Source organism: Pseudomonas asiatica, assembly GCF_040214835.1.
GTDB lineage: Bacteria > Pseudomonadota > Gammaproteobacteria > Pseudomonadales > Pseudomonadaceae > Aquipseudomonas > Aquipseudomonas putida_Z.
On sequence record NZ_CP157874.1, the window covers coordinates 1174633 to 1194580 of the forward strand.

Genomic DNA, 19948 nt, shown 5'->3' on the forward strand with positions numbered 1-19948 from the left:
GCGGCCGTCAGATATGCAGGATGAATTCGCGAACCAGCTTGCTGCCGAAATAGGCCAGCATCAGCAGGCAGAAACCGGCCAGCGTCCAGCGGATGGCCTTGTGGCCACGCCAGCCCAGGCGGGTGCGGCCCCACAGCAGCACGCTGAATACCACCCAGGCGACACAGGCCAGCAGGGTCTTGTGTGCCAGGTGCTGGGCGAACAGGTTGTCGAGGAACAGCCAGCCGGAGATCAGCGACAGCGACAGCAGGCACCAGCCGGCCCAGAGGAAACCGAACAGCAGGCTTTCCATGGTTTGCAGCGGCGGGAAGTTGCGGATCAGCCCGGACGGGTGCTTGTTCTTCAGCTGGCGGTCCTGCAGCAGCAACAGCAGTGCCTGGAACACCGCGATGGTGAACAGCCCGTAGGCCAGGATCGACAGCAGGATATGCGCGAGGATGCCCGGCTCTTCGTTGACCAGCGGCACCGTGCCAGGGGGCGCGAACTGGGCCAGCAGCGCGGTCACCGCGCCCAGCGGGAACAGCAGCACCAGCAGGTTTTCCACGGGTATGCGCAAGCAGGCCAGCAGAGTCAGGGCGATGACCGCCACGGCGATCAGGCTGGCGGCACTGAAGAAGTCCAGGCTCAGGCCCAGCGGGGTGATCAGCTGGAAGAACAGCGCACCGGCCTGGGCGAGTACCGCGAAGGCACCCAGCAGGGCAAGCAGGCGCTTGTCGGCCTTGCGGTTCTGGGCAAGGTAAGAGCCCTGATAGATTGCCGCAGCTATATATAGGCCGGCGGCGATCAGGTTGGGGATGAGGCTGGGTGAGGAGAACATAAGTCCTGGTTGGCGAGCCTTAAAGAGACGGAGTTTGGCATAGATCGCGCTGGTCTAGGAAGACTGGCAGACCGCGGTGCGGCATTCGCGGGTGAGCCCGCTCCCACAGGTACGGCGCCGGTTTCGAATGTGGTGCAGACCCTGTGGGAGCGGGTTCACCTGCGAAGAGGCCGGCACAGCCACCGAATATCTACCAGGCCGCCAGCAAGGTGTGCGCCGCCGCCGCACTTCGCTATAATCGCCGCCTTGCTGTGCCCGGCGGGTATGCATTCCCCCCTGGGCGCCTGACAAACCTCGGCTTTTACTGGGCCTGAAAGGATCACCATGTTCGAAAACCTGACCGACCGCCTGTCACAGACGCTGCGCCATGTCACCGGCAAGGCCAAGCTGACCGAAGACAACATCAAGGACACGCTGCGCGAAGTGCGCATGGCCCTGCTCGAGGCCGACGTTGCCCTGCCGGTGGTCAAGGATTTCGTCAACAGCGTCAAGGACCGTGCAGTCGGCACCGAAGTGTCGCGCAGCCTGACCCCGGGCCAGGCGTTCGTGAAGATCGTCCAGGCCGAACTGGAAAGCCTGATGGGCGCGGCCAACGAAGACCTCGCGCTGAACGCCGCCCCGCCCGCCGTGGTGCTGATGGCCGGCCTGCAGGGCGCCGGTAAGACCACCACCGCCGGCAAGCTGGCGCGCTTCCTCAAGGAGCGCAAGAAAAAGAGCGTGATGGTGGTGTCCGCCGACGTCTACCGCCCGGCAGCGATCAAGCAGCTGGAAACCCTGGCCAACGACATCGGCGTCACCTTCTTCCCGTCCGACATCAGCCAGAAGCCGGTGGCCATCGCCGAAGCGGCCATCCGCGAAGCCAAGCTGAAGTTCATCGATGTGGTCATCGTCGACACCGCCGGCCGTCTGCACATCGACGCCGACATGATGGACGAGATCAAGGCGCTGCATGCCGCGGTCAAGCCGATAGAGACCCTGTTCGTGGTCGACGCCATGACCGGCCAGGACGCCGCCAACACCGCCAAGGCCTTTGGCGAGGCGCTGCCGCTGACCGGCGTGGTGCTGACCAAGGTCGACGGTGACGCCCGTGGCGGTGCCGCGCTGTCGGTGCGTGCCATCACCGGCAAGCCGATCAAGTTCATCGGTATGGGCGAGAAGACCGAAGCCCTCGAACCGTTCCACCCCGACCGCGTCGCCTCGCGCATCCTCGGCATGGGTGACGTGCTCAGCCTGATCGAGCAGGCCGAGCAGAACATCGACAAGGCCAAGGCCGACAAGCTGGCCAAGAAGCTGAAGAAGGGCAAGGGCTTCGACCTCGAAGACTTCCGCGACCAGCTGCAGCAGATGAAGAACATGGGCGGCCTCGGCGGCCTGATGGACAAGCTGCCGAGCATCGGCGGGGTCAACCTGTCGCAGATGGGCAACGCCCAGGGCGCCGCCGAGAAGCAGTTCAAGCAGATGGAAGCGATCATCAACTCCATGACCCCGGCCGAACGCCGTGATCCGGAGCTGATCAGCGGCTCGCGCAAGCGCCGTATCGCCATCGGTTCCGGCACCCAGGTGCAGGACGTCGGCCGCCTGATCAAGCAGCACAAGCAAATGCAGAAGATGATGAAGAAATTCTCCGCCAAGGGCGGCATGGCCAAGATGATGCGCGGCCTTGGCGGGATGCTGCCGGGCGGCGGCATGCCGAAGCTGTAAACCCTATTCCGGGGGCCTGCCGTTTGTCCGGCAGGCGCCCAGAACCCCCGCCGTGGCGGGGCAATGGCCGCGGATTTCGCGGCTCAACCGGCAGATCTGGACGGCAGGGCAGGGCCTTGCCGAAAAAGTCATTTGCAAATGTCCGTGTATTCCCCGAGAATATGCGGCCTTTTGGGCACCCGTGTGCCTATTTGGCATTCAGATTTGCAGTACCAGCTGCTGTATCAACTGCAGCACCGACTATAGGAACGATGTTCACATGGTAACCATTCGTCTGGCCCGTGGCGGCTCGAAAAAGCGCCCATTCTATCACCTGACCGTGACCAACTCGCGTAACGCCCGTGACGGCCGTTTCGTTGAGCGCGTAGGTTTCTTCAACCCGATCGCTGCTGGCGCCGAAGTCAAGCTGTCGGTCAACCAAGAGCGCGTCAACTACTGGCTGAGCCAGGGTGCACAGCCGTCTGAGCGCGTTGCTCAGCTGCTGAAGGACGCTGCCAAGGCTGCTGCCTGAGTAGTATGAACGCGACGCCAGAAAAGGCTGACGACCTCATCGTCGTTGGCAAGATTTTTTCGGTTCACGGCGTTCGCGGCGAGGTGAAGGTGTATTCCTTTACCGATCCGATTGAAAACCTGTTGGATTATCCGCGCTGGACGCTTCGGCACGAAGGCAAGGTAAAGCAGGTCGAGCTGGTCAACGGTCGTGGCTCCCAGAAGGGCCTGGTCGTGAAACTGAAAGGCCTCGATGATCGTGATGAAGCCCGTCTTCTGAGCGGTTACGAAATCTGCATTCCGCGGAGCCTTTTGCCCAACCTGGCTGCTGACGAGTACTACTGGTACCAGTTGGTGGGCCTGAAGGTCATCAACCAGGACGAACAACTGTTCGGCAAGGTCGATCACCTGTTGGAGACCGGTGCGAACGATGTAATGGTGGTCAAGCCCTGCGCAGGCAGCCTGGATGATCGCGAGCGTCTGTTGCCCTATACGGCGCAATGCGTGCTCGACATCGACCTGGAAGCAGGCGTGATGCGGGTTGAATGGGACGCGGACTTCTAAACGATGGGTAACCTTCGCGTAGACGTCATCACGTTGTTCCCCGAGATGTTCTCGGCCATCACGGAGTACGGCATTACCAGCCGCGCGGTGAAACAGGGGTTGCTTCAGGTGACTTGCTGGAACCCGCGGGACTACACCGCAGATCGTCACCACACGGTGGATGATCGGCCGTTTGGCGGTGGTCCGGGCATGGTGATGAAAATCAAGCCTCTGGAAGACGCCCTGGTTAGCGCCAGGCAAGCGACCGGAGCAGCGGCGAAGGTGATCTACCTTTCGCCACAAGGCCGCAAGCTGACTCAGCAGGCGGTCAAAGGCCTGGCCGAACAGGAATCGTTGATCCTGATCGCCGGTCGTTATGAAGGCATCGACGAGCGCTTTATCGAGGCTCATGTCGATGAGGAGTGGTCGATTGGCGACTATGTGCTTTCCGGTGGCGAGCTGCCGGCCATGGTACTGATCGATGCGGTTACACGGCTGCTGCCCGGAGCTTTAGGGCATGTGGATTCGGCGGAAGAAGATTCCTTCACCGACGGTCTGCTCGATTGCCCGCACTACACCCGGCCTGAGGTGTATGCGGATCAGCGTGTTCCCGACGTGTTGCTAAGTGGCAACCATGCACACATCCGGCGTTGGAGAATGAAGCAGTCCCTTGGTAGGACCTTCGAACGACGCGCCGATCTTCTGGAAAGTCGCTCGCTTTCTGGAGAAGAGAAGAAGCTGCTCGAGGAATATCTCCGCGAGCGGGACGATAGTTAAACGTATCGATGGTGGATCACGTATCCATCTTAGGAGCACAGCATGACCAACAAGATCATCCAGCAGCTCGAAGCCGAGCAGATGAGCAAGGAAATCCCGACCTTCGCACCAGGCGACACCGTTGTCGTTCAGGTTAAAGTGAAGGAAGGTGAGCGTTCCCGTCTGCAGGCGTTCGAAGGCGTCGTTATCGCCAAGCGTAACCGCGGTCTGAACAGCGCCTTCACCGTGCGCAAGATCTCCAGCGGCGTTGGCGTAGAGCGTACCTTCCAGACCTACAGCCCGCAAATCGACAGCCTGGCCGTGAAACGTCGTGGTGACGTGCGTAAAGCCAAGCTGTACTACCTGCGCGACCTGTCCGGCAAAGCCGCTCGCATCAAGGAAAAACTGTCCTGAGTGCAGTTTGCCCGGTGGCCAAGGCCGCCTAGCGAGAAAAAAGCAGCCTTCGGGCTGCTTTTTTGCGTTTTGAACCCCCGAAGATGTGATTGCCATGACTACCCGAGACCAGGAAATCCTGCGCCGCACCGAGCTGTCGGTGACCCGCGTGACCAAGGCGGTGTTCCCCAACACCACCAACCACCACAACACCCTGTTCGGCGGCACCGCCCTGGCCTGGATGGACGAAGTGTCGTTCATCGCCGCCACGCGCTTCTGCCGCCTGCCGCTGGTGACCGTGTCCACTGACCGCATCGACTTCAAGCACCCGATCCCGGCGGGCTCGATCGTCGAGTTGGTGGGGTCGGTCATCAAGGTGGGTAATACCAGCTTGCAGGTGCAGGTGGATGTGTTCGTCGAGAACATGTACCTGGATGGGCGCGAGCGAGCAATTCATGGAGTGTTCAGCTTCGTCGCCATCGACGAGGACAAGCGGCCGGTGCCGGTTTTGCCCCAGGCCTGAGTTCTCCAGTACCGGCCCTTTCGCGGCTAAAGCCGCTCCCACAGGGATCGCACATACCTCGAGGGCGGTGATATCCCTGTGGGAGCGGCTTTAGCCGCGAAGAGGCCAGTACAGACAACAATTATGCTGCTGTGAAACACTAAGCCATCTCCAACACCCAGCAGCCCCGAATGCCCGCCCTAGACCACCCCCTGATCGACCAGTTCCTCGACGCCCTGTGGCTTGAAAAGGGCCTGTCCGACAACACCCGCATGTCCTACCGCAGCGACCTGGCCCTGTTCAACGGCTGGTTGCAGGAACACAGCGTCAGCTTGCCCGACGCCGGCCGCGACCTGATTCTCGACCACCTGGCCTGGCGCCTCGACCAGGGCTACAAGCCACGCTCCACGGCACGCTTCCTGTCCGGCCTGCGCGGCTTCTTCCGCTACCTGCTGCGGGAAAAGCTGGTGGCCATCGACCCGACCCTGCAAGTGGACATGCCGCAACTGGGCAAGCCGCTGCCCAAGTCGTTGTCCGAGGCCGACGTCGAAGCCTTGCTGCAGGCCCCGGACCTGGGCGAAGCCATCGGCCAGCGTGACCGCGCCATGCTCGAAGTGCTTTACGCCTGCGGCCTGCGGGTCACCGAACTGGTCAGCCTGGCCCTCGACCAGGTCAACCTGCGCCAGGGCGTGCTGCGGGTGATGGGCAAGGGCAGCAAGGAGCGCCTGGTGCCCATGGGCGAAGAGGCGGTGGTGTGGCTGCAACGCTACCTGCGCGATGGCCGCGCCGAACTGCTCAATGGCCGCCCCAGCGATGTCTTGTTCCCCAGCCAGCGTGGCGAGCAGATGACCCGCCAGACCTTCTGGCATCGCATCAAGCACCATGCCCGGGTCGCCGGCATCGACAAACCGCTGTCGCCGCACACCCTGCGCCATGCCTTCGCTACTCATCTGCTCAACCATGGCGCCGACCTGCGCGTGGTACAGATGCTGCTGGGCCACAGTGACCTGTCGACCACGCAGATCTATACCCATGTCGCCAAGGCCCGCCTGCAGCAATTGCACGCCCAGCACCACCCGCGTGGATGAATGTTTTTCATGTTCCGCCGACCGGTCCTTGCAAGGCCCTTCACCGGCGGTGTGATGTGGTAGGCTTGGGCGGTTTGCACCAAGGGCCGCACGGTCACCGCGTATTTTCCGCAGGTGGCGCCCTCCGGCCCCTGTCCGCCTTCAGGAGTTCCCATGCGCGTGACCCAGTTTTTCGCCGCCGCCGCGTTGGCGCTGGCCAGTACCTTTGCCGTTGCTGCGGCAACCGACAGCAATGCCACCGCCGAGCAGGCCATCCGTAAGTCGTTGCAGAACCTCGAGCTGGAAGTGCCCGTCGAAAGCGTGGCCAGCAGCCCGGTCAGCGGCCTGTATGAAGTCAAGCTGCAGGGCGGCCGCGTGCTTTATGCCAGCGGCGACGGCCAGTTCGTGATGCAGGGCTACCTGTTCCAGATCCAGGACGGCAAGCCGGTCAACCTCACCGAGAAGACCGAGCGCCTGGGCATTGCCAAGCTCATCAACGGCATTCCAGCCGCCGAGATGGTGGTTTATCCTGCCAAGGGCGAGACCAAGTCGCACATCACGGTATTCACCGACACCACCTGCCCGTACTGCCACAAGCTGCACGCCGAGGTGCCCGAGCTCAACCGCCGCGGTATCGAAGTGCGCTATGTCGCCTTCCCGCGTCAGGGCCTCGGTTCGCCGGGTGACCAGCAGTTGCAGGCCGTCTGGTGTTCCAGCGACCGCCGTGCGGCGATGGACAAGATGGTCGAGGGTGAGGAAATCAAGGCTGCCAAGTGCGCCAACCCGGTCAGCAAGCAGTTCCAGCTGGGCCAGTCGATCGGCGTCAACGGCACGCCGGCGATCGTCCTTGAAAGCGGCCAGGTCATTCCGGGCTACCAGCCGGCACCGCAGGTCGCCAAGCTGGCACTGGCCAAGTAATCCAATTCAGTACGCCGTCGTCATGGGGTGACGGCATGTTTCACGGTCGGCATAGGTGTCGGCCGTTCAATGGGGAGTTCACAGTGAAACCGGTCAAAGTAGGCATCTGTGGGTTGGGGACCGTCGGTGGCGGAACCTTCAATGTACTTCAGCGCAACGCCGAGGAGATCGCCCGCCGTGCCGGGCGCGGTATTGAAGTGGCACAGATTGCCATGCGCTCGCAGAACCCGAACTGCCAGATTACCGGTACCCCCATTACCGCTGATGTGTTCGAAGTTGCGAGCAACCCGGAGATCGACATTGTCATCGAGCTGATCGGTGGCTACACCGTGGCCCGCGAGCTGGTGCTCAAGGCCATCGAAAACGGCAAGCACGTGGTCACCGCCAACAAGGCGCTGATTGCCGTGCACGGCAACGAAATCTTCGCCAAGGCCCGCGAGAAGGGCGTGATCGTCGCCTTCGAAGCGGCCGTGGCCGGTGGCATCCCGGTGATCAAGGCCATCCGCGAAGGCCTGTCGGCCAACCACATCAACTGGCTGGCCGGCATCATCAACGGCACCGGCAACTTCATCCTCACCGAAATGCGTGAGAAGGGCCGTGCCTTCCCGGACGTGCTGGCCGAAGCCCAGGCGCTGGGTTACGCCGAAGCCGACCCGACTTTCGACGTTGAAGGCATCGATGCCGCGCACAAGTTGACCATCCTGGCCTCGATCGCTTTCGGCATCCCGCTGCAATTCGACAAGGCCTACACCGAAGGCATCACCCAGCTGACCACTGCTGACGTGAATTATGCCGAGGCCCTGGGCTACCGCATCAAGCACCTGGGTGTGGCCCGCCGCACTGCCGAAGGTATCGAGCTGCGCGTACACCCGACGCTGATCCCGGCCGACCGCCTGATCGCCAACGTCAACGGCGTGATGAACGCCGTCATGGTCAACGGCGACGCCGCCGGTTCCACCCTGTACTACGGCGCCGGTGCCGGCATGGAGCCTACCGCTTCGTCGGTGGTCGGTGATCTGGTCGATGTGGTCCGTGCCATGACCTCCGACCCGGAAAACCGCGTGCCGCACCTGGCCTTCCAGCCGGATTCGCTGTCGGCCCACCCGATCCTGCCGATCGAGGCCTGTGAAAGCGCCTACTACCTGCGCATCCAGGCCAAGGATCACCCGGGCGTACTGGCCCAGGTGGCCAGCATCCTCTCGGAGCGTGGCATCAACATCGAATCGATCATGCAGAAGGAAGCCGAGGAACAGGACGGCCTGGTGCCGATGATCCTGCTGACCCATCGTGTGGTCGAGCAGCGTATCAACGACGCCATCGTCGCCCTGGAAGCCCTGCAGGACGTGGTCGGCAAGGTCGTGCGCATTCGCGTCGAGCAGCTCAACTAACAATAGTGCCGGCGGGCCGCCAGTGCGGCCCCGGCCCCAGCATCGAAGGTTTGCACCCATGCGCTATATCAGTACCCGCGGCCAGGCTCCGGCCCTCAATTTCGAAGACGTCCTGCTGGCTGGCCTGGCCAGCGACGGCGGCCTGTACGTCCCGGAAAACCTGCCACGCTTCACCCAGGAAGAAATCGCCTCGTGGGCCGGCCTGCCGTACCACGAACTTGCCTTCCGGGTGATGCGCCCGTTCGTCGAAGGCAGCATCGCCGACGCCGACTTCAAGAAGATCCTCGAAGAAACCTACGGCGAGTTCGCCCACGCCGCGGTTGCCCCGCTGCGTCAGCTGAACAGCAACGAGTGGGTGCTGGAGCTGTTCCACGGCCCGACCCTGGCGTTCAAGGACTTCGCCCTGCAACTGCTCGGCCGCCTGCTGGACCACGTGCTGGCCAAGCGCAACGAGCGCGTGGTGATCATTGGCGCCACCAGCGGTGACACCGGTTCCGCCGCCATCGAAGGTTGCCGCCGTTGCGACAACGTCGACATCTTCATCCTGCACCCGCACCAGCGCGTGTCGGAAGTGCAGCGCCGGCAGATGACCACCATCTTCGGCGACAACATCCACAACATCGCCATCGAAGGCAACTTCGACGACTGCCAGGAAATGGTCAAGGCCAGCTTCGCCGACCAGTCGTTCCTCAAGGGCACCCGCCTGGTTGCGGTCAACTCGATCAACTGGGCGCGGATCATGGCCCAGATCGTCTACTACTTCCACGCTGCCCTGCAGCTGGGTGGCCCGGCGCGTTCCGTGGCGTTCTCGGTGCCGACCGGCAACTTCGGCGACATCTTCGCCGGCTACCTGGCACGTAACATGGGCCTGCCGGTCAGCCAGCTGATCGTCGCCACCAACCGCAACGACATCCTGCACCGCTTCATGAGCGGCAACCAGTACGTCAAGGAAACCCTGCACGCGACCCTGTCGCCGTCGATGGACATCATGGTCTCGTCCAACTTCGAGCGCCTGCTGTTCGACCTGCACGGCCGCAACGGCGGCGCCATTGCCGAGCTGATGGCCAACTTCAAGCAAGGTGGCGGCTTCAGCGTCGAGCAAGACCGCTGGACCGAAGCGCGCAAGCTGTTCGACTCGCTGGCAGTGAGTGACGAGCAGACCTGCGAAACCATCGCCGAAGTGTTCGCCGCTACCGGCGAAGTGCTCGACCCGCACACCGCAATCGGCGTCAAGGCCGCCCGCGAGTGCCGCCGCAGCCTGGACACGCCGATGGTGGTGCTGGGTACCGCGCACCCGGTCAAGTTCCCGGAAGCGGTGGAGAAGGCCGGTGTTGGCAAGGCGCTGGAGCTGCCGGCGCACCTCAGCGACCTGTTCAGCCGTGAGGAGCGTTGCACGGTGCTGGCCAATGACCTGAAGGCTGTGCAGGGCTTTGTCAGCCAGCATGGCAACCGCGGCAAGCCGCTGTAACGGCGTTGCTTTCCGGGGCTGCTACGCAGCCCTTTCGCGACACAAGGCCGCTCCTACAGGAGAATCGCGTTCCCCTGTAGGAGCGGCCTTGTGTCGCGATGGGCCGCAAAGCGGCCCCAAAATCTAAGCCTTTTCCCACATCTCCATCAGAAACATCCTATTCGGCCCGCCCAGCGCAAAGCCTAAATTAGCCGGTCCTCCCATAAGGAGCGGCTCATGCACCAGCCCTACGTGTTGATCCATCAGGCTCGCCCATCCCATCAGATCCTCCTGCACCAGGCCCTCAATGCCCAAGGCATGTTCCATGTGCGCATCAGCGAAACCAGCGCAGACCTCGACGCCTGCCTGAACGCCGATCACCGCCCCGATCTGTTGATCCTTGACCACGCCATGCCTACCCGGGCCGGCCTTGCCTTGCTCGAACAGCAGCACCGAACCCTCGCTTTGCTGTTCGTCGGCCAGGCTATCCCCAAGCGCCGCAACCTTGCCCAAGAGGCCAGAAACCGGGGCCTGTGGGTGCTCGCCGAACTGCCCTGGCCGCTGTCGATGCCAAGCCTGCAGCGTGCCCTGCAAGCACTGCAGGCGCGCCCGTGGCGGCGTATTCAAACTGTCACGTCCGCCCCGCATGCTCACTGAAGCAGCCGCGGTGTAACGAACTTTCCGCTGCGTCTGTTGGTCAGTTCCTCTATACCCCACCACGCAGCGAGTGATCCGGATGGAAAGAATCTGCAGACTGCTCAACGAAGCCCTGACCCCCTATAAGACCCACCTCGGCATCGCCGATGCCCAGGGTAATCGCCAATTGACCATTCACGACCGCCTCGCCGGCATCACCCTGCGGCGCACGGTCAGCGAGCGCCAGTTGCAGGAACAAAGCCTGTTGATCGACCTGGTGGATGGCCTGCACCGCGACCTGCAAGTCGCCGAAGGGCGTTTGCAGCCCTGTGTGATCGCGGCATTGCAGCAGCGCCAGCAACCCCATGGAACCTTTGCCTGAGTGGCATATCAGACACTGTAAGGGCAGCCGGGCCAGTGCTTTGCTCCGGCGCTGGCAAGGCTGTCACGGGAAGCCCCCAAGGGCTTTCGCTTGGCCCCGGGCGTGTTTCCCCAGCGCCCGGGGTTTCTTTTTTGGGGGGACAGGCACATATCCTTGTAGGAGCGGCCTTGTGTCGCGACGGGCCGCAAAGCGGCCCCGGCAATCTTCGCGGCGAAGCTGAAAATGTGGGGCCGCTACGCGCCCCATCGCGACACAAGGCCGCTCCTACAGGGGCCGATCGGGCAGCTAGTGGTCTTCGAAGAAGCGCTTGCTCTCTTCCAGGTAGTTTTCCTGCAACGCCGGGTCCAGCCAGCGTGCATACAACCCCGGCAACACATCCCGGCGCAAGGCAGGCAGCAGTTGGTCGATGTGCGCAATCGCTTCACGCCCCAGCTCGCTGTTCGAACAACCTACATGCAGAAACTGGTAGCGATTCACCCCTTGCACAGGATGAAACCGGTAGTCAGCCAGTGCCCCGCCTTGCTGCTCCACCAGGTAGCGCACTTCGGGCCAGTAACCGAGCACCATGCGCAGGCGCCCGAGCTGTTGCATCTGTAGCAGGTTGGCGGTGGCGTCGTTGCCGTAGTGGCGGCTGAACGCGCTGTCGGGCAACTGGCGCAGGATGGCGTCGATCTGCGTGCCATAGCTGCGCTCGGCGACAACCCCCAGCTTCAGCGGGGCCTTGCTCAGCAGGCCATGCAGGTCTACCTCCTGGCCGTCGAGGTAAGGCGCCACCAGCGCCTCGCTGTCCTTGCGCAGCACCAGGCCGCCACTGAGTACGCCCAGGGATGGCACGGAAAACCGCACATATTCGGCGCGCTCCGGCGTCCACAGCAGGGTAGGGTCGCAGGTGAAGCTATTCAGGTCCTGAAGCATCTGGATGCCGCGGGCGCGGTTGACCCGCACGATGCTGTGGTCGTACTCGGGCATCTGCCTGATCAGCAGGGGCAACAGCTGGTCGATCACCCCTTGGCCTTTTTCCGGACCTTCCAGAATGGTGAGCGGCGGCAGGTCGCGCACCAGCCAGAAGAGGCGCTCCTTGGCACTGGCAGGTTGCAACAGCAATGCGGGCAGCAGCCCGCACAGCAGGACCAGGTGACGTAGGCAACGGGCAGCGCGCATGGACCAGGGCCGCGCCAGGGTCAGACCGTGCCTGCTGCGCGCAGGCTGGCGATGGCCGCCGCGTCGTAGCCCAGGTTGCCGAGCAGCGCTTCGGTGTGTTCGCCCAGCGCCGGGCCTACCCACTCGGTGGAGCCGGGGGTGTCCGACAGCTTGGGCACGATGCCCGGCATGCGGAATGGCTTGCCGTCCGGCAGCTTGGCCTGCAGGAACATTTCGCGTGCCAGGTACTGCGGGTCGTTGAACATGTCCTCCGCCGAATAGATGCGGCTGGCCGGCACTTCGGCGGTGTTCAGCACCTGTATCAGTTGCTCCAGCGGCAGGCTGTTGGCCCAGCGGTCGATTACCCCGTACAGCTCGTCACGGCGCAGGTCGCGGCCATCGTTGGTGGCCAGGGTCGGGTCGTCGGCCAGGTCGGTACGGCCAATGGCCTGCATGAAGCGCTTGAAGATCGCATCGCCGTTGGCGCCGATCTGCACATGCTTGCCGTCGGCGCTGGTGTGGATGGAGGAGGGCGTGATGCCCGGCATGATGTTGCCGGTGCGTTCGCGGATAAAACCGAACACATCGAACTCCGGGACCATGCTTTCCATCATGGCGAAGATCGCTTCGTACAGGGCCACGTCCACCACCTGGCCCTGGCCGCCGTTGACTTCACGGTGTCGCAGCGCCATCAGTGCGCCGATCACCCCCCACAGGGCAGCAATCGAGTCACCGATGGAAATGCCCGTGCGCACCGGTGGGCGGTCGTCGAAGCCGGTGATGTAGCGCAGGCCGCCCATCGACTCGCCCACGGCGCCGAAGCCCGGCTGGTCCTTCATCGGCCCGGTCTGGCCGAAGCCCGACAGGCGCACCATTACCAGGCGCGGGTTGAGCGCGTGCAGCACGTCCCAGCCCAGGCCGAGTTTTTCCAGCACACCCGGGCGGAAGTTTTCGATCAGGATGTCGGCCTCGGCCAGCAGGCGCTTGAGAATCTCGCGGCCCTCTGGGTGCTTGAGGTTGAGGGTGAGCGACTGCTTGTTGCGAGCCTGCACGAACCACCACAGCGAAGTGCCCTCGTACAGCTTGCGCCATTTGCGCAACGGGTCGCCGCCATCGGGCGATTCGACCTTGACCACCTCGGCGCCGAATTCGGCACAGATGCGCGAGGCGAACGGGCCAGCGATAAGGGTGCCGAGTTCGACAACTTTGAGACCGGCGAGGGGTTTGCTGGGCGTAGTCATGGGGCATCCGTGGCAGCTGGGCAGATGCGTGGTTTTATCATAGGTCCGAAGCGGCAGATACTGCTGCGGGGCAACGAAGGGCAGTATCGGTTAGACTGTGTCACTTTTTCTCTGCGCAAGAAGCCCGTCGACCATGGCCCAGCCGTCCACCACCTACAAATTCGAACTGAACCTGACCGACCTCGACCGCGGCGTGTACGAAAACGTCCGTCAGACCATCGCCCGCCACCCTTCGGAAACCGAAGAGCGCATGGCCGTACGCCTGCTGGCCTACGCCCTTTGGTACAACGAGAACCTGTCGTTCGGCCGTGGCCTGTCCGATGTGGACGAAGCGGCGCTGTGGGAAAAGAGCCTGGACGATCGCATCCTGCACTGGATCGAAGTGGGCCAGCCGGACGCCGACCGACTGACCTGGTGCTCGCGCCGCACCGAGCGTACCAGCCTGCTGGCCTACGGCAGCCTGCGCGTATGGCAGAACAAGGTGGTGGACGCGGTCAAGGGCTTGAAGAACCTGAGTATTGCCGCCGTGCCGCAGGAGGTGCTGGAAACCCTCGCCACCGACATGCCACGCACCATCAAGTGGGACGTGATGATCAGTGAAGGCACCTTGTTCGTCACCGACGACCGTGGCCAGCACGAAGTGCAGCTGGAGTGGCTGCTTGGTGAGCGCGGCTGAAGCACCCCATGCGTATCGAACCTCGCCCGCTGCCGCCGACCCTGCCATTCCTGGGTAACCTGCCACCCTTGCTGACCCGCCTGTACGCCGCGCGCGGCGTGCAGAGCGAGGCCGAGCTGGACAAAAGCCTCGCGCGCCTGCTGCCGTACCAGCAGCTCAAGGGCATCGAGGCCGGCGTGGACCTACTGGTCGAGGCTATCGACCAGCGCCAGCGCATCCTCATCGTCGGCGACTTCGATGCCGACGGCGCCACTGCCAGTACTGTCGGCGTGCTGGGCCTGCGCCTGCTGGGCGCGGCCCACGTCGACTACCTTGTGCCCAACCGCTTCGAATACGGTTACGGCCTGACCCCGGAAATCGTCGAGGTGGCGCTGCAACGCCAGCCGCAGCTGCTGATCACCGTGGACAACGGCATTTCCAGCGTCGACGGTGTGGCAGCCGCCAAGGCCGCCGGGCTCAAGGTGCTGGTCACCGACCACCACCTGCCGGGCGCGGAGTTGCCCGACGCCGACGCCATCATCAACCCCAACCAGCCGGGCTGCAGTTTCCCGAGCAAGGCGCTGGCCGGGGTAGGGGTGATCTTCTACGTGCTGATGGCCCTGCGTGCGCGCCTGCGCAGCCTGGGGCGCTACGAAACGCAGCCGCAGCCGAACATCGGCGAATTGCTCGACCTGGTTGCCCTGGGCAGCGTCGCCGACGTGGTGCCATTGGATGCCAACAACCGCATCCTGGTGCACCAGGGCCTCGAGCGCATTCGCGCCGGCCGCGCCCGGCCGGGGCTCAAGGCCATTCTTGAAGTGGCCCGTCGCGATCACCGGCGCATCACCTCGACCGACCTTGGCTTCATCCTGGGCCCGCGGCTGAACGCTGCAGGGCGCCTGGATGACATGAGCCTGGGCATCGAATGCCTGCTGTGTGAAGACGCGGCCCTGGCCCAGGACATGGCCCAGCAGCTGGACGACCTGAACCAGGACCGCAAGTCCATCGAACAGGGCATGCAGCGCGAGGCCCTGGCCCAGCTCAAGGACCTGCCTGTCGAGTCGATGCCATATGGCCTGTGCCTGTTCGATGCCGACTGGCACCAGGGGGTTATCGGTATTCTGGCTTCGCGCCTGAAGGAGCGTTACCACCGGCCGACCATCGCTTTCGCCGACGCTGGCGAGGGTATGCTCAAAGGGTCGGCGCGTTCGGTGCCGGGGTTCCATATTCGCGATGCGCTGGATGCCGTGGCGGCGCGCCACCCGCAGTTGATCAGCAAGTTCGGCGGCCACGCGATGGCGGCGGGGTTGTCGTTGCCCGAGGCCAATTTCCCGGCATTTGCCGAGGCGTTCGACGAAGAAGTGCGACGCCAGCTGCGCGAAGAGGACCTGACCGGTCGGCTGTTGTCCGATGGCAGCCTGGCGGTGGAGGAGTTTCACCTCGACCTGGCCAAGGCCCTGCGCCATGCCGGGCCCTGGGGGCAGCACTTCCCCGAGCCGCTGTTCCACGGCGTGTTCCAGTTGGTGGAGCAGCGCGTGGTGGGCGAGCGGCACCTGAAGGTGGTGCTCAAGAGCGAGTGCGGCTCGGTGCGGCTGGACGGCATTGCCTTTGGCATTGACCGCGAAGTGTGGCCGAACCCGACGGTGCGTTGGGTCGAGTTGGCGTACAAGCTGGATGTGAACGAGTTTCGTGGTAATGAAAGTGTGCAGTTGATGATTGCCCACATGGAGCCGCGCTGAGGGTAGATACGCCGCTGCTGACGGCCTGGCGCTGGCCCGTTGTGGGAGCGGGTTCACCCGCGAACACCGGCGAAGCCGGTGCCATCCACCGCGTCGCCTGCTTCGCGGGTAAACCCGCTCCCACAGGGCCTGCGGCGGGCTTGAGACTTGCGCTGTACCTGTGGGAGCAGGCTTGTCGGCGATCACCGGCGAAGCCGGTGCCATCCACCGAGTCGCTGCTTCGCGGGCATGCCCGCTCCCACAGGGCCTGCACCGGGCTCAAGGCTTGCGCTGTACCTGTGGGAGCGGGTTCACCCGCGAACACCGGCGAAGCCGGTGCCATGCACCAAGTCGCATTCTTCGCGGGTAAACCCGCCCACAAGGCTCTGCGGCGGGCTGGCTAATGTGCTCCATGTGCGATCGATGATCACACCAAACTCAGCGCGCCATACCTAACTCGGCATCATCCATCAGCGCCTTGGCCATTGCACTGAGATAGTGCGCAGCCCAGATCATCATGGGTTTCTCATCCATCAGCCCGACGATGGTCAACTCCCGCACATAGCCCATCAATTCCGAAGCCTGATCACGGGCGTCTCGGCACGGAATGCCCGCTTCGATGCGAAATAATGGGTGGGTCTGGTTTTCACCCTGAAAGAAAGTGGTCTTGCCGACGGTGAACTGGGTGTCTTCTGTGTTCATTGATCCCTCTCCTGATCATTCTGAGCGTTTTGTCGAAGGAGAAGAAATGAGGGGGGATCAGGGACTGTCATTTTCATATCAATCACTCGTATGGTTGCTGATTGACCGCCTCTCCGATTCCACACGAAGGGTGGCAGTTGTACGCGGTGTGGAATCCAGGCTACGAGTAAACCCGGTAGGCTTTGCGGCCTTCCGCGCACAACTGCCATGACGACAGCTACTCGGTAATTGATCGGGATTCCACCCCCGGCCGCTGAATGCCAGCGACCAGCAAAGGCTAGAGAGTCAGGATTCCAGTAACAATCAGACGCGAGTCGACAGGACTTGTAGGTTATTTCTTCAACCTAGGCTTCACCATATCTGGGCCGTAAGGGATATCCGAAACTCTGATCAGACATGGGGCTGGTAACGCAGAGCCGTTCAACCTCTACCAAATCCCATGGAACCTCCCCCCCAACCATTCTGGTCTAGTCTGAAGTTATGACCGGACCTGGGCCAGGGATGTGCAATTGAGTGTCCGGGCCGGATCACCATTGGAGTCCTTGGGAGGTGCCCTCATGAGCCTGCTGCTCGAGCCTTACACCCTGCGTCAGCTGACCCTGCCCAACCGCATCGCCGTTTCGCCGATGTGCCAGTATTCCGCCGTCGATGGCCTGGCCAACGATTGGCACCTCGTCCATTTAGGCAGCCGCGCCGTGGGTGGCGCTGGCCTGGTAATCACTGAAGCCGTGGCGGTGACCGCCGATGGCCGCATCACCGCTGAAGACCTCGGCCTGTGGGACGACGCTCAGATCGCCCCGCTGCAACGCATCACCCGTTTCATCACCGCCCAGGGGAGCGTGCCCGGCATCCAACTGGCTCACGCCGGGCGCAAGGCCAGCACCTATCGCCCATGGCTGGGCAAGCAAGGCAGCGTCAAGCTCGAAGAGGGCGGCTGGCAGCCGGTGGGCCCGTCGAAAATCGCCTTCGACCCGCAGCACACCGCGCCGCGTGAATTGAACCAAGATGAAATCCAGGAGGTGATCGCCGCCTTCGTCGCCTCGACCGAGCGCGCCCTGAAGGCCGGTTTCAAGGTGGTCGAAATCCACGCCGCCCATGGCTACCTGTTGCACCAGTTCCTGTCGCCGCTGAGCAACCAGCGTCGCGACGACTACGGCAGTTGCTTCGAAAACCGTATCCGCCTGACCCTGGAGGTGGTCGAGGCCGTGCGCAAGGTCTGGCCTGCCGAGTTACCGCTGTTCGTGCGGGTATCGGCGACCGACTGGGTCGAGGACGGCTGGAACCCGGATGAAACCGTCGAACTGGCCCGCCGCCTGCGTGGCTTGGGCGTCGACCTGATCGACGTGTCCTCCGGCGGCACCTCGGTCAACGCCGAAATCCCCACCGGCCCGGGTTACCAGACGCGCTTCGCCGAGCGTGTGCGCAAGGAATCGGAAATCGCCACCGGCACCGTGGGCATGATCACCGAACCGGCCCAGGCCGAGCACATTCTGCGCACTGGCCAGGCCGACATCATCTTCCTCGCCCGCGAACTGCTGCGCGACCCGTACTGGCCGCTGCATGCCGACGACGACCTGGGCGGCAACAAAGCTACCTGGCCAGCGCAATACCAGCGCGCCACCAGCCGGGCCAACCCGATTCACGAGTCGGACCTGCGGGATTGACCTGACCCAAGCATTACGCGGTCGTTGTAGGAGCGGCCTTGTGTCGCGAAAGGGCTGCGAAGCGGCCCCAGGTTTTTAGCTCCGCCGCTGATATTGCCGGGGCCGCTTTGCGGCCCTTTCGCGACACAAGGCCGCTCCTACACGGTATTGCACCGCCTTTGAATGCGATGCTGTATCTGTGGGAGCGGGCATGCCCGCGAAGAAGGCGACTCGGTGTATGGCACCGGCTTTGCCGGTGTTCGCGGGTGAACCCGCTCCCACAGAGGTCGCGCAAATTCAGGCGTTGATACTTACTCCTGTTCTATTGGCTACTTTGCAGGAAAGCTCCTGGACTGAGGTGCCGGTCTCAGCCCAGGCATTACCCTCAATGCTTGATCATCACATGCCGCACACAGGTGTAGTCCTCCAGCCCATACATCGACATGTCCTTGCCATACCCCGAATGCTTCTGCCCGCCATGGGGCATTTCGCTGACCAGCATGAAGTGGGTGTTCACCCACGTGCAGCCATACTGCAGGCGCGCCGCCAGGCGGTGGGCGCGGCCGGTGTCGCGGGTCCATACCGATGAGGCCAGGCCGTAGTTGGAGTCGTTGGCCCATTCCAGCGCCTGCGCTTCGTCGTTGAAGCGGGTCACCGACACTACCGGGCCGAACACTTCATTACGCACGATTTCGTCGTCCTGCAGGGCGTCGGCCAGTACGGTCGGTTCGAAGAAGAAACCGTCGCCATCAATCGCCTTGCCACCGGTAACCAGGCGAATGTGCGGCTGGGCGATGGCCCGTTGCACCAGCCCTGCGACCTTGTCGCGGTGCTGGGCACTGATCAGTGGCCCCAGTTCGGTGTCCTCGGCTTCCTGCAGGCCCGGCTTGAGGCTGGCCACTGCGGCCCCCAGGCGTTCGACGAAACGCTCGTAGATGCCATCCTGCACGTACAGCCGACAGGCGGCGGTGCAGTCCTGGCCGGCGTTGTAGAAGCCGAAGGTACGGATGCCGTCGATGGCGGCATCGATGTCGGCATCGTCGAACACCAGCACCGGGGCCTTGCCGCCGAGTTCCATGTGCATGCGTTTCACGCTGTCGGCAGTGGCGCTGATGATGTGAGCGCCGGTGGGGATCGAGCCGGTCAGCGACACCATGCGCACCTTGGGGTGGTTGACCAGCGGGTTGCCGACCGTCTGGCCACGGCCGAAGAGGATGTTCAGCACCCCCGGTGGCAGCAGGTCCCGGGCCAGTTCGCCGAGGCGCAGGGCGGTCAGCGGGGTCAGCTCGGAGGGCTTGATCACCACCGTGTTGCCGGCAGCCAGGGCCGGGGCGATCTTCCACGCCAGCATCATCAACGGGTAGTTCCACGGCGCGATCGAGGCCACCACGCCCAGCGGGTCGCGGCGGATCATCGAAGTATGGCCCGGCAGGTACTCGCCAGCTGCCGAGCCGCCCAGGCAGCGCGCCGCACCGGCGAAGTAGCGGAACACGTCGGCAATTGCCGGGATCTCGTCATTCAGCGCAGCGCTCAGCGGCTTGCCGCAGTTCTGCGATTCCAGTCGGGCCAGTTCATCGCCATGGGCTTCGATAGCGTCGGCCAGTGCCAGCAAGGCTTGCGAGCGTTCCTTGGGGCTGGTTTGCGACCAGCTGTCGAAGGCCTGGTCGGCGGCGCGCACGGCGCTGTCCACCTGGGCCTCGCTGGCTTCGTTGATCTGCGCCAGGGCACTGCCCAGCGCCGGATTGAGCACGGTCCAGGCCGGGCCTTCGCCAGCGACCAGTTGGCCATTGATTAGCATCTGCGTTTGCAT

Annotated in this window: 20 protein-coding genes; 15 read left to right on the forward strand and 5 right to left on the reverse strand. The window is 63.4% G+C overall.

Annotated features, from left to right (window positions below; genetic code table 11):
* Positions 1 to 7 precede the first annotated feature (7 nt).
* On the reverse strand, positions 8 to 817 hold the full coding sequence (locus ABNP31_RS05390; RefSeq protein ID WP_025337912.1) for a cytochrome C assembly family protein: 810 nt from the start codon (positions 815 to 817) through the stop codon (positions 8 to 10).
* A gap of 324 nt (positions 818 to 1141) precedes the next feature.
* Here ABNP31_RS05390 and ffh point away from each other — a divergent pair, with 324 nt between their 5' ends.
* The 12 genes from ffh to ABNP31_RS05450 all read left to right on the forward strand — a co-directional run bounded on the left by ffh (position 1142) and on the right by ABNP31_RS05450 (position 11039).
* A complete protein-coding gene (gene ffh, locus ABNP31_RS05395) occupies positions 1142 to 2518 on the forward strand; it encodes a signal recognition particle protein (protein WP_013971189.1) in 1377 nt (458 codons plus the stop codon).
* Between the two features lie 259 nt (positions 2519 to 2777).
* Positions 2778 to 3029, forward strand: a complete 252-nt coding sequence (gene rpsP, locus ABNP31_RS05400) for a 30S ribosomal protein S16 (protein WP_003259424.1) — start codon at positions 2778 to 2780, stop codon at positions 3027 to 3029.
* A gap of 5 nt (positions 3030 to 3034) precedes the next feature.
* The gene (rimM, locus tag ABNP31_RS05405) at positions 3035 to 3571 is read left to right on the forward strand and encodes a ribosome maturation factor RimM (RefSeq protein WP_025337913.1); all 537 of its coding nucleotides are present in this window, start codon (positions 3035 to 3037) and stop codon (positions 3569 to 3571) included.
* Positions 3572 to 3574: 3 nt separating this feature from the next.
* Entirely contained in the window at positions 3575 to 4327 is a 753-nt protein-coding gene (gene trmD / locus ABNP31_RS05410; protein WP_085664562.1) for a tRNA (guanosine(37)-N1)-methyltransferase TrmD, read from the forward strand.
* Between the two features lie 42 nt (positions 4328 to 4369).
* Positions 4370 to 4720: a 50S ribosomal protein L19 gene (gene rplS / locus ABNP31_RS05415; protein ID WP_003252148.1), complete on the forward strand. Its 351-nt coding sequence runs from the start codon at positions 4370 to 4372 to the stop codon at positions 4718 to 4720.
* Between the two features lie 94 nt (positions 4721 to 4814).
* Positions 4815 to 5222 (forward strand): acyl-CoA thioesterase, encoded by a 408-nt coding sequence (locus ABNP31_RS05420; protein ID WP_025337914.1) that lies wholly within the window; start codon positions 4815 to 4817, stop codon positions 5220 to 5222.
* 170 nt (positions 5223 to 5392) lie between these two features.
* A complete protein-coding gene (gene xerD, locus ABNP31_RS05425; RefSeq protein ID WP_025337915.1) occupies positions 5393 to 6289 on the forward strand; it encodes a site-specific tyrosine recombinase XerD in 897 nt (298 codons plus the stop codon).
* 153 nt (positions 6290 to 6442) lie between these two features.
* A complete protein-coding gene (locus ABNP31_RS05430; protein ID WP_025337916.1) occupies positions 6443 to 7186 on the forward strand; it encodes a thioredoxin fold domain-containing protein in 744 nt (247 codons plus the stop codon).
* Between the two features lie 83 nt (positions 7187 to 7269).
* Positions 7270 to 8574, forward strand: coding sequence for a homoserine dehydrogenase (locus ABNP31_RS05435; protein WP_046616085.1), 1305 nt, complete (start codon positions 7270 to 7272; stop codon positions 8572 to 8574).
* Between the two features lie 58 nt (positions 8575 to 8632).
* Complete coding sequence (gene thrC / locus ABNP31_RS05440) at positions 8633 to 10042, forward strand: threonine synthase (protein WP_010952565.1); 1410 nt, start codon at positions 8633 to 8635, stop codon at positions 10040 to 10042.
* A 216-nt stretch (positions 10043 to 10258) separates the two neighbouring features.
* Positions 10259 to 10678, forward strand: a complete 420-nt coding sequence (locus ABNP31_RS05445) for a histidine kinase (protein ID WP_350013072.1) — start codon at positions 10259 to 10261, stop codon at positions 10676 to 10678.
* A gap of 79 nt (positions 10679 to 10757) precedes the next feature.
* The gene (locus tag ABNP31_RS05450; RefSeq protein ID WP_350013073.1) at positions 10758 to 11039 is read left to right on the forward strand and encodes a DUF3509 domain-containing protein; all 282 of its coding nucleotides are present in this window, start codon (positions 10758 to 10760) and stop codon (positions 11037 to 11039) included.
* 285 nt (positions 11040 to 11324) lie between these two features.
* On the opposite strand, the gene ABNP31_RS05455 is transcribed toward ABNP31_RS05450, so the two are convergent.
* Together ABNP31_RS05455 and ABNP31_RS05460 are read right to left on the reverse strand one after the other, a co-directional pair.
* A complete protein-coding gene (locus ABNP31_RS05455; RefSeq protein ID WP_350013074.1) occupies positions 11325 to 12200 on the reverse strand; it encodes a TIGR02285 family protein in 876 nt (291 codons plus the stop codon).
* Between the two features lie 20 nt (positions 12201 to 12220).
* The gene (locus ABNP31_RS05460; protein WP_085618237.1) at positions 12221 to 13420 is read right to left on the reverse strand and encodes a CaiB/BaiF CoA transferase family protein; all 1200 of its coding nucleotides are present in this window, start codon (positions 13418 to 13420) and stop codon (positions 12221 to 12223) included.
* Between the two features lie 133 nt (positions 13421 to 13553).
* Here ABNP31_RS05460 and ABNP31_RS05465 point away from each other — a divergent pair, with 133 nt between their 5' ends.
* Positions 13554 to 14096 carry a YaeQ family protein gene (locus ABNP31_RS05465; protein ID WP_013971198.1) on the forward strand — a complete coding sequence of 181 codons (543 nt, stop codon included), beginning with the start codon at positions 13554 to 13556 and terminating at the stop codon, positions 14094 to 14096.
* An 8-nt stretch (positions 14097 to 14104) separates the two neighbouring features.
* The gene (gene recJ, locus ABNP31_RS05470) at positions 14105 to 15814 is read left to right on the forward strand and encodes a single-stranded-DNA-specific exonuclease RecJ (protein WP_085601932.1); all 1710 of its coding nucleotides are present in this window, start codon (positions 14105 to 14107) and stop codon (positions 15812 to 15814) included.
* 417 nt (positions 15815 to 16231) lie between these two features.
* Here the strand turns inward: recJ and ABNP31_RS05475 are convergent, their stop codons facing one another.
* Positions 16232 to 16495 (reverse strand): DUF3077 domain-containing protein, encoded by a 264-nt coding sequence (locus tag ABNP31_RS05475; protein ID WP_338460156.1) that lies wholly within the window; start codon positions 16493 to 16495, stop codon positions 16232 to 16234.
* Between the two features lie 557 nt (positions 16496 to 17052).
* Here ABNP31_RS05475 and ABNP31_RS05480 point away from each other — a divergent pair.
* Positions 17053 to 18159 carry an NADH:flavin oxidoreductase/NADH oxidase gene (locus ABNP31_RS05480; RefSeq protein WP_085664570.1) on the forward strand — a complete coding sequence of 369 codons (1107 nt, stop codon included), beginning with the start codon at positions 17053 to 17055 and terminating at the stop codon, positions 18157 to 18159.
* A gap of 364 nt (positions 18160 to 18523) precedes the next feature.
* On the opposite strand, the gene ABNP31_RS05485 is transcribed toward ABNP31_RS05480, so the two are convergent.
* Positions 18524 to 19948: a gamma-aminobutyraldehyde dehydrogenase gene (locus ABNP31_RS05485; protein WP_085664571.1), complete on the reverse strand. Its 1425-nt coding sequence runs from the start codon at positions 19946 to 19948 to the stop codon at positions 18524 to 18526.

Excerpts from the sequence above, each read along its gene's own strand:
- ABNP31_RS05480 (WP_085664570.1), top strand. The coding sequence starts at position 17,053 with ATGAGCCTGCTGCTCGAGCCTTACACCCTGCGTCAGCTGACCCTGCCC.
- rimM (WP_025337913.1), top strand. The coding sequence starts at position 3,035 with ATGAACGCGACGCCAGAAAAGGCTGACGACCTCATCGTCGTTGGCAAG.
- ABNP31_RS05450 (WP_350013073.1), top strand. The coding sequence starts at position 10,758 with ATGGAAAGAATCTGCAGACTGCTCAACGAAGCCCTGACCCCCTATAAG.
- ABNP31_RS05460 (WP_085618237.1), bottom strand. The coding sequence starts at position 13,420 with ATGACTACGCCCAGCAAACCCCTCGCCGGTCTCAAAGTTGTCGAACTC.
- ffh (WP_013971189.1), top strand. The coding sequence starts at position 1,142 with ATGTTCGAAAACCTGACCGACCGCCTGTCACAGACGCTGCGCCATGTC.
- rplS (WP_003252148.1), top strand. The coding sequence starts at position 4,370 with ATGACCAACAAGATCATCCAGCAGCTCGAAGCCGAGCAGATGAGCAAG.
- ABNP31_RS05430 (WP_025337916.1), top strand. The coding sequence starts at position 6,443 with ATGCGCGTGACCCAGTTTTTCGCCGCCGCCGCGTTGGCGCTGGCCAGT.
- ABNP31_RS05465 (WP_013971198.1), top strand. The coding sequence starts at position 13,554 with ATGGCCCAGCCGTCCACCACCTACAAATTCGAACTGAACCTGACCGAC.
- rpsP (WP_003259424.1), top strand. The coding sequence starts at position 2,778 with ATGGTAACCATTCGTCTGGCCCGTGGCGGCTCGAAAAAGCGCCCATTC.
- trmD (WP_085664562.1), top strand. The coding sequence starts at position 3,575 with ATGGGTAACCTTCGCGTAGACGTCATCACGTTGTTCCCCGAGATGTTC.
- recJ (WP_085601932.1), top strand. The coding sequence starts at position 14,105 with ATGCGTATCGAACCTCGCCCGCTGCCGCCGACCCTGCCATTCCTGGGT.
- ABNP31_RS05420 (WP_025337914.1), top strand. The coding sequence starts at position 4,815 with ATGACTACCCGAGACCAGGAAATCCTGCGCCGCACCGAGCTGTCGGTG.
- ABNP31_RS05390 (WP_025337912.1), bottom strand. The coding sequence starts at position 817 with ATGTTCTCCTCACCCAGCCTCATCCCCAACCTGATCGCCGCCGGCCTA.
- xerD (WP_025337915.1), top strand. The coding sequence starts at position 5,393 with ATGCCCGCCCTAGACCACCCCCTGATCGACCAGTTCCTCGACGCCCTG.
- ABNP31_RS05445 (WP_350013072.1), top strand. The coding sequence starts at position 10,259 with ATGCACCAGCCCTACGTGTTGATCCATCAGGCTCGCCCATCCCATCAG.
- ABNP31_RS05455 (WP_350013074.1), bottom strand. The coding sequence starts at position 12,200 with ATGCGCGCTGCCCGTTGCCTACGTCACCTGGTCCTGCTGTGCGGGCTG.
- thrC (WP_010952565.1), top strand. The coding sequence starts at position 8,633 with ATGCGCTATATCAGTACCCGCGGCCAGGCTCCGGCCCTCAATTTCGAA.
- ABNP31_RS05485 (WP_085664571.1), bottom strand. The coding sequence starts at position 19,948 with ATGCAAACGCAGATGCTAATCAATGGCCAACTGGTCGCTGGCGAAGGC.
- ABNP31_RS05475 (WP_338460156.1), bottom strand. The coding sequence starts at position 16,495 with ATGAACACAGAAGACACCCAGTTCACCGTCGGCAAGACCACTTTCTTT.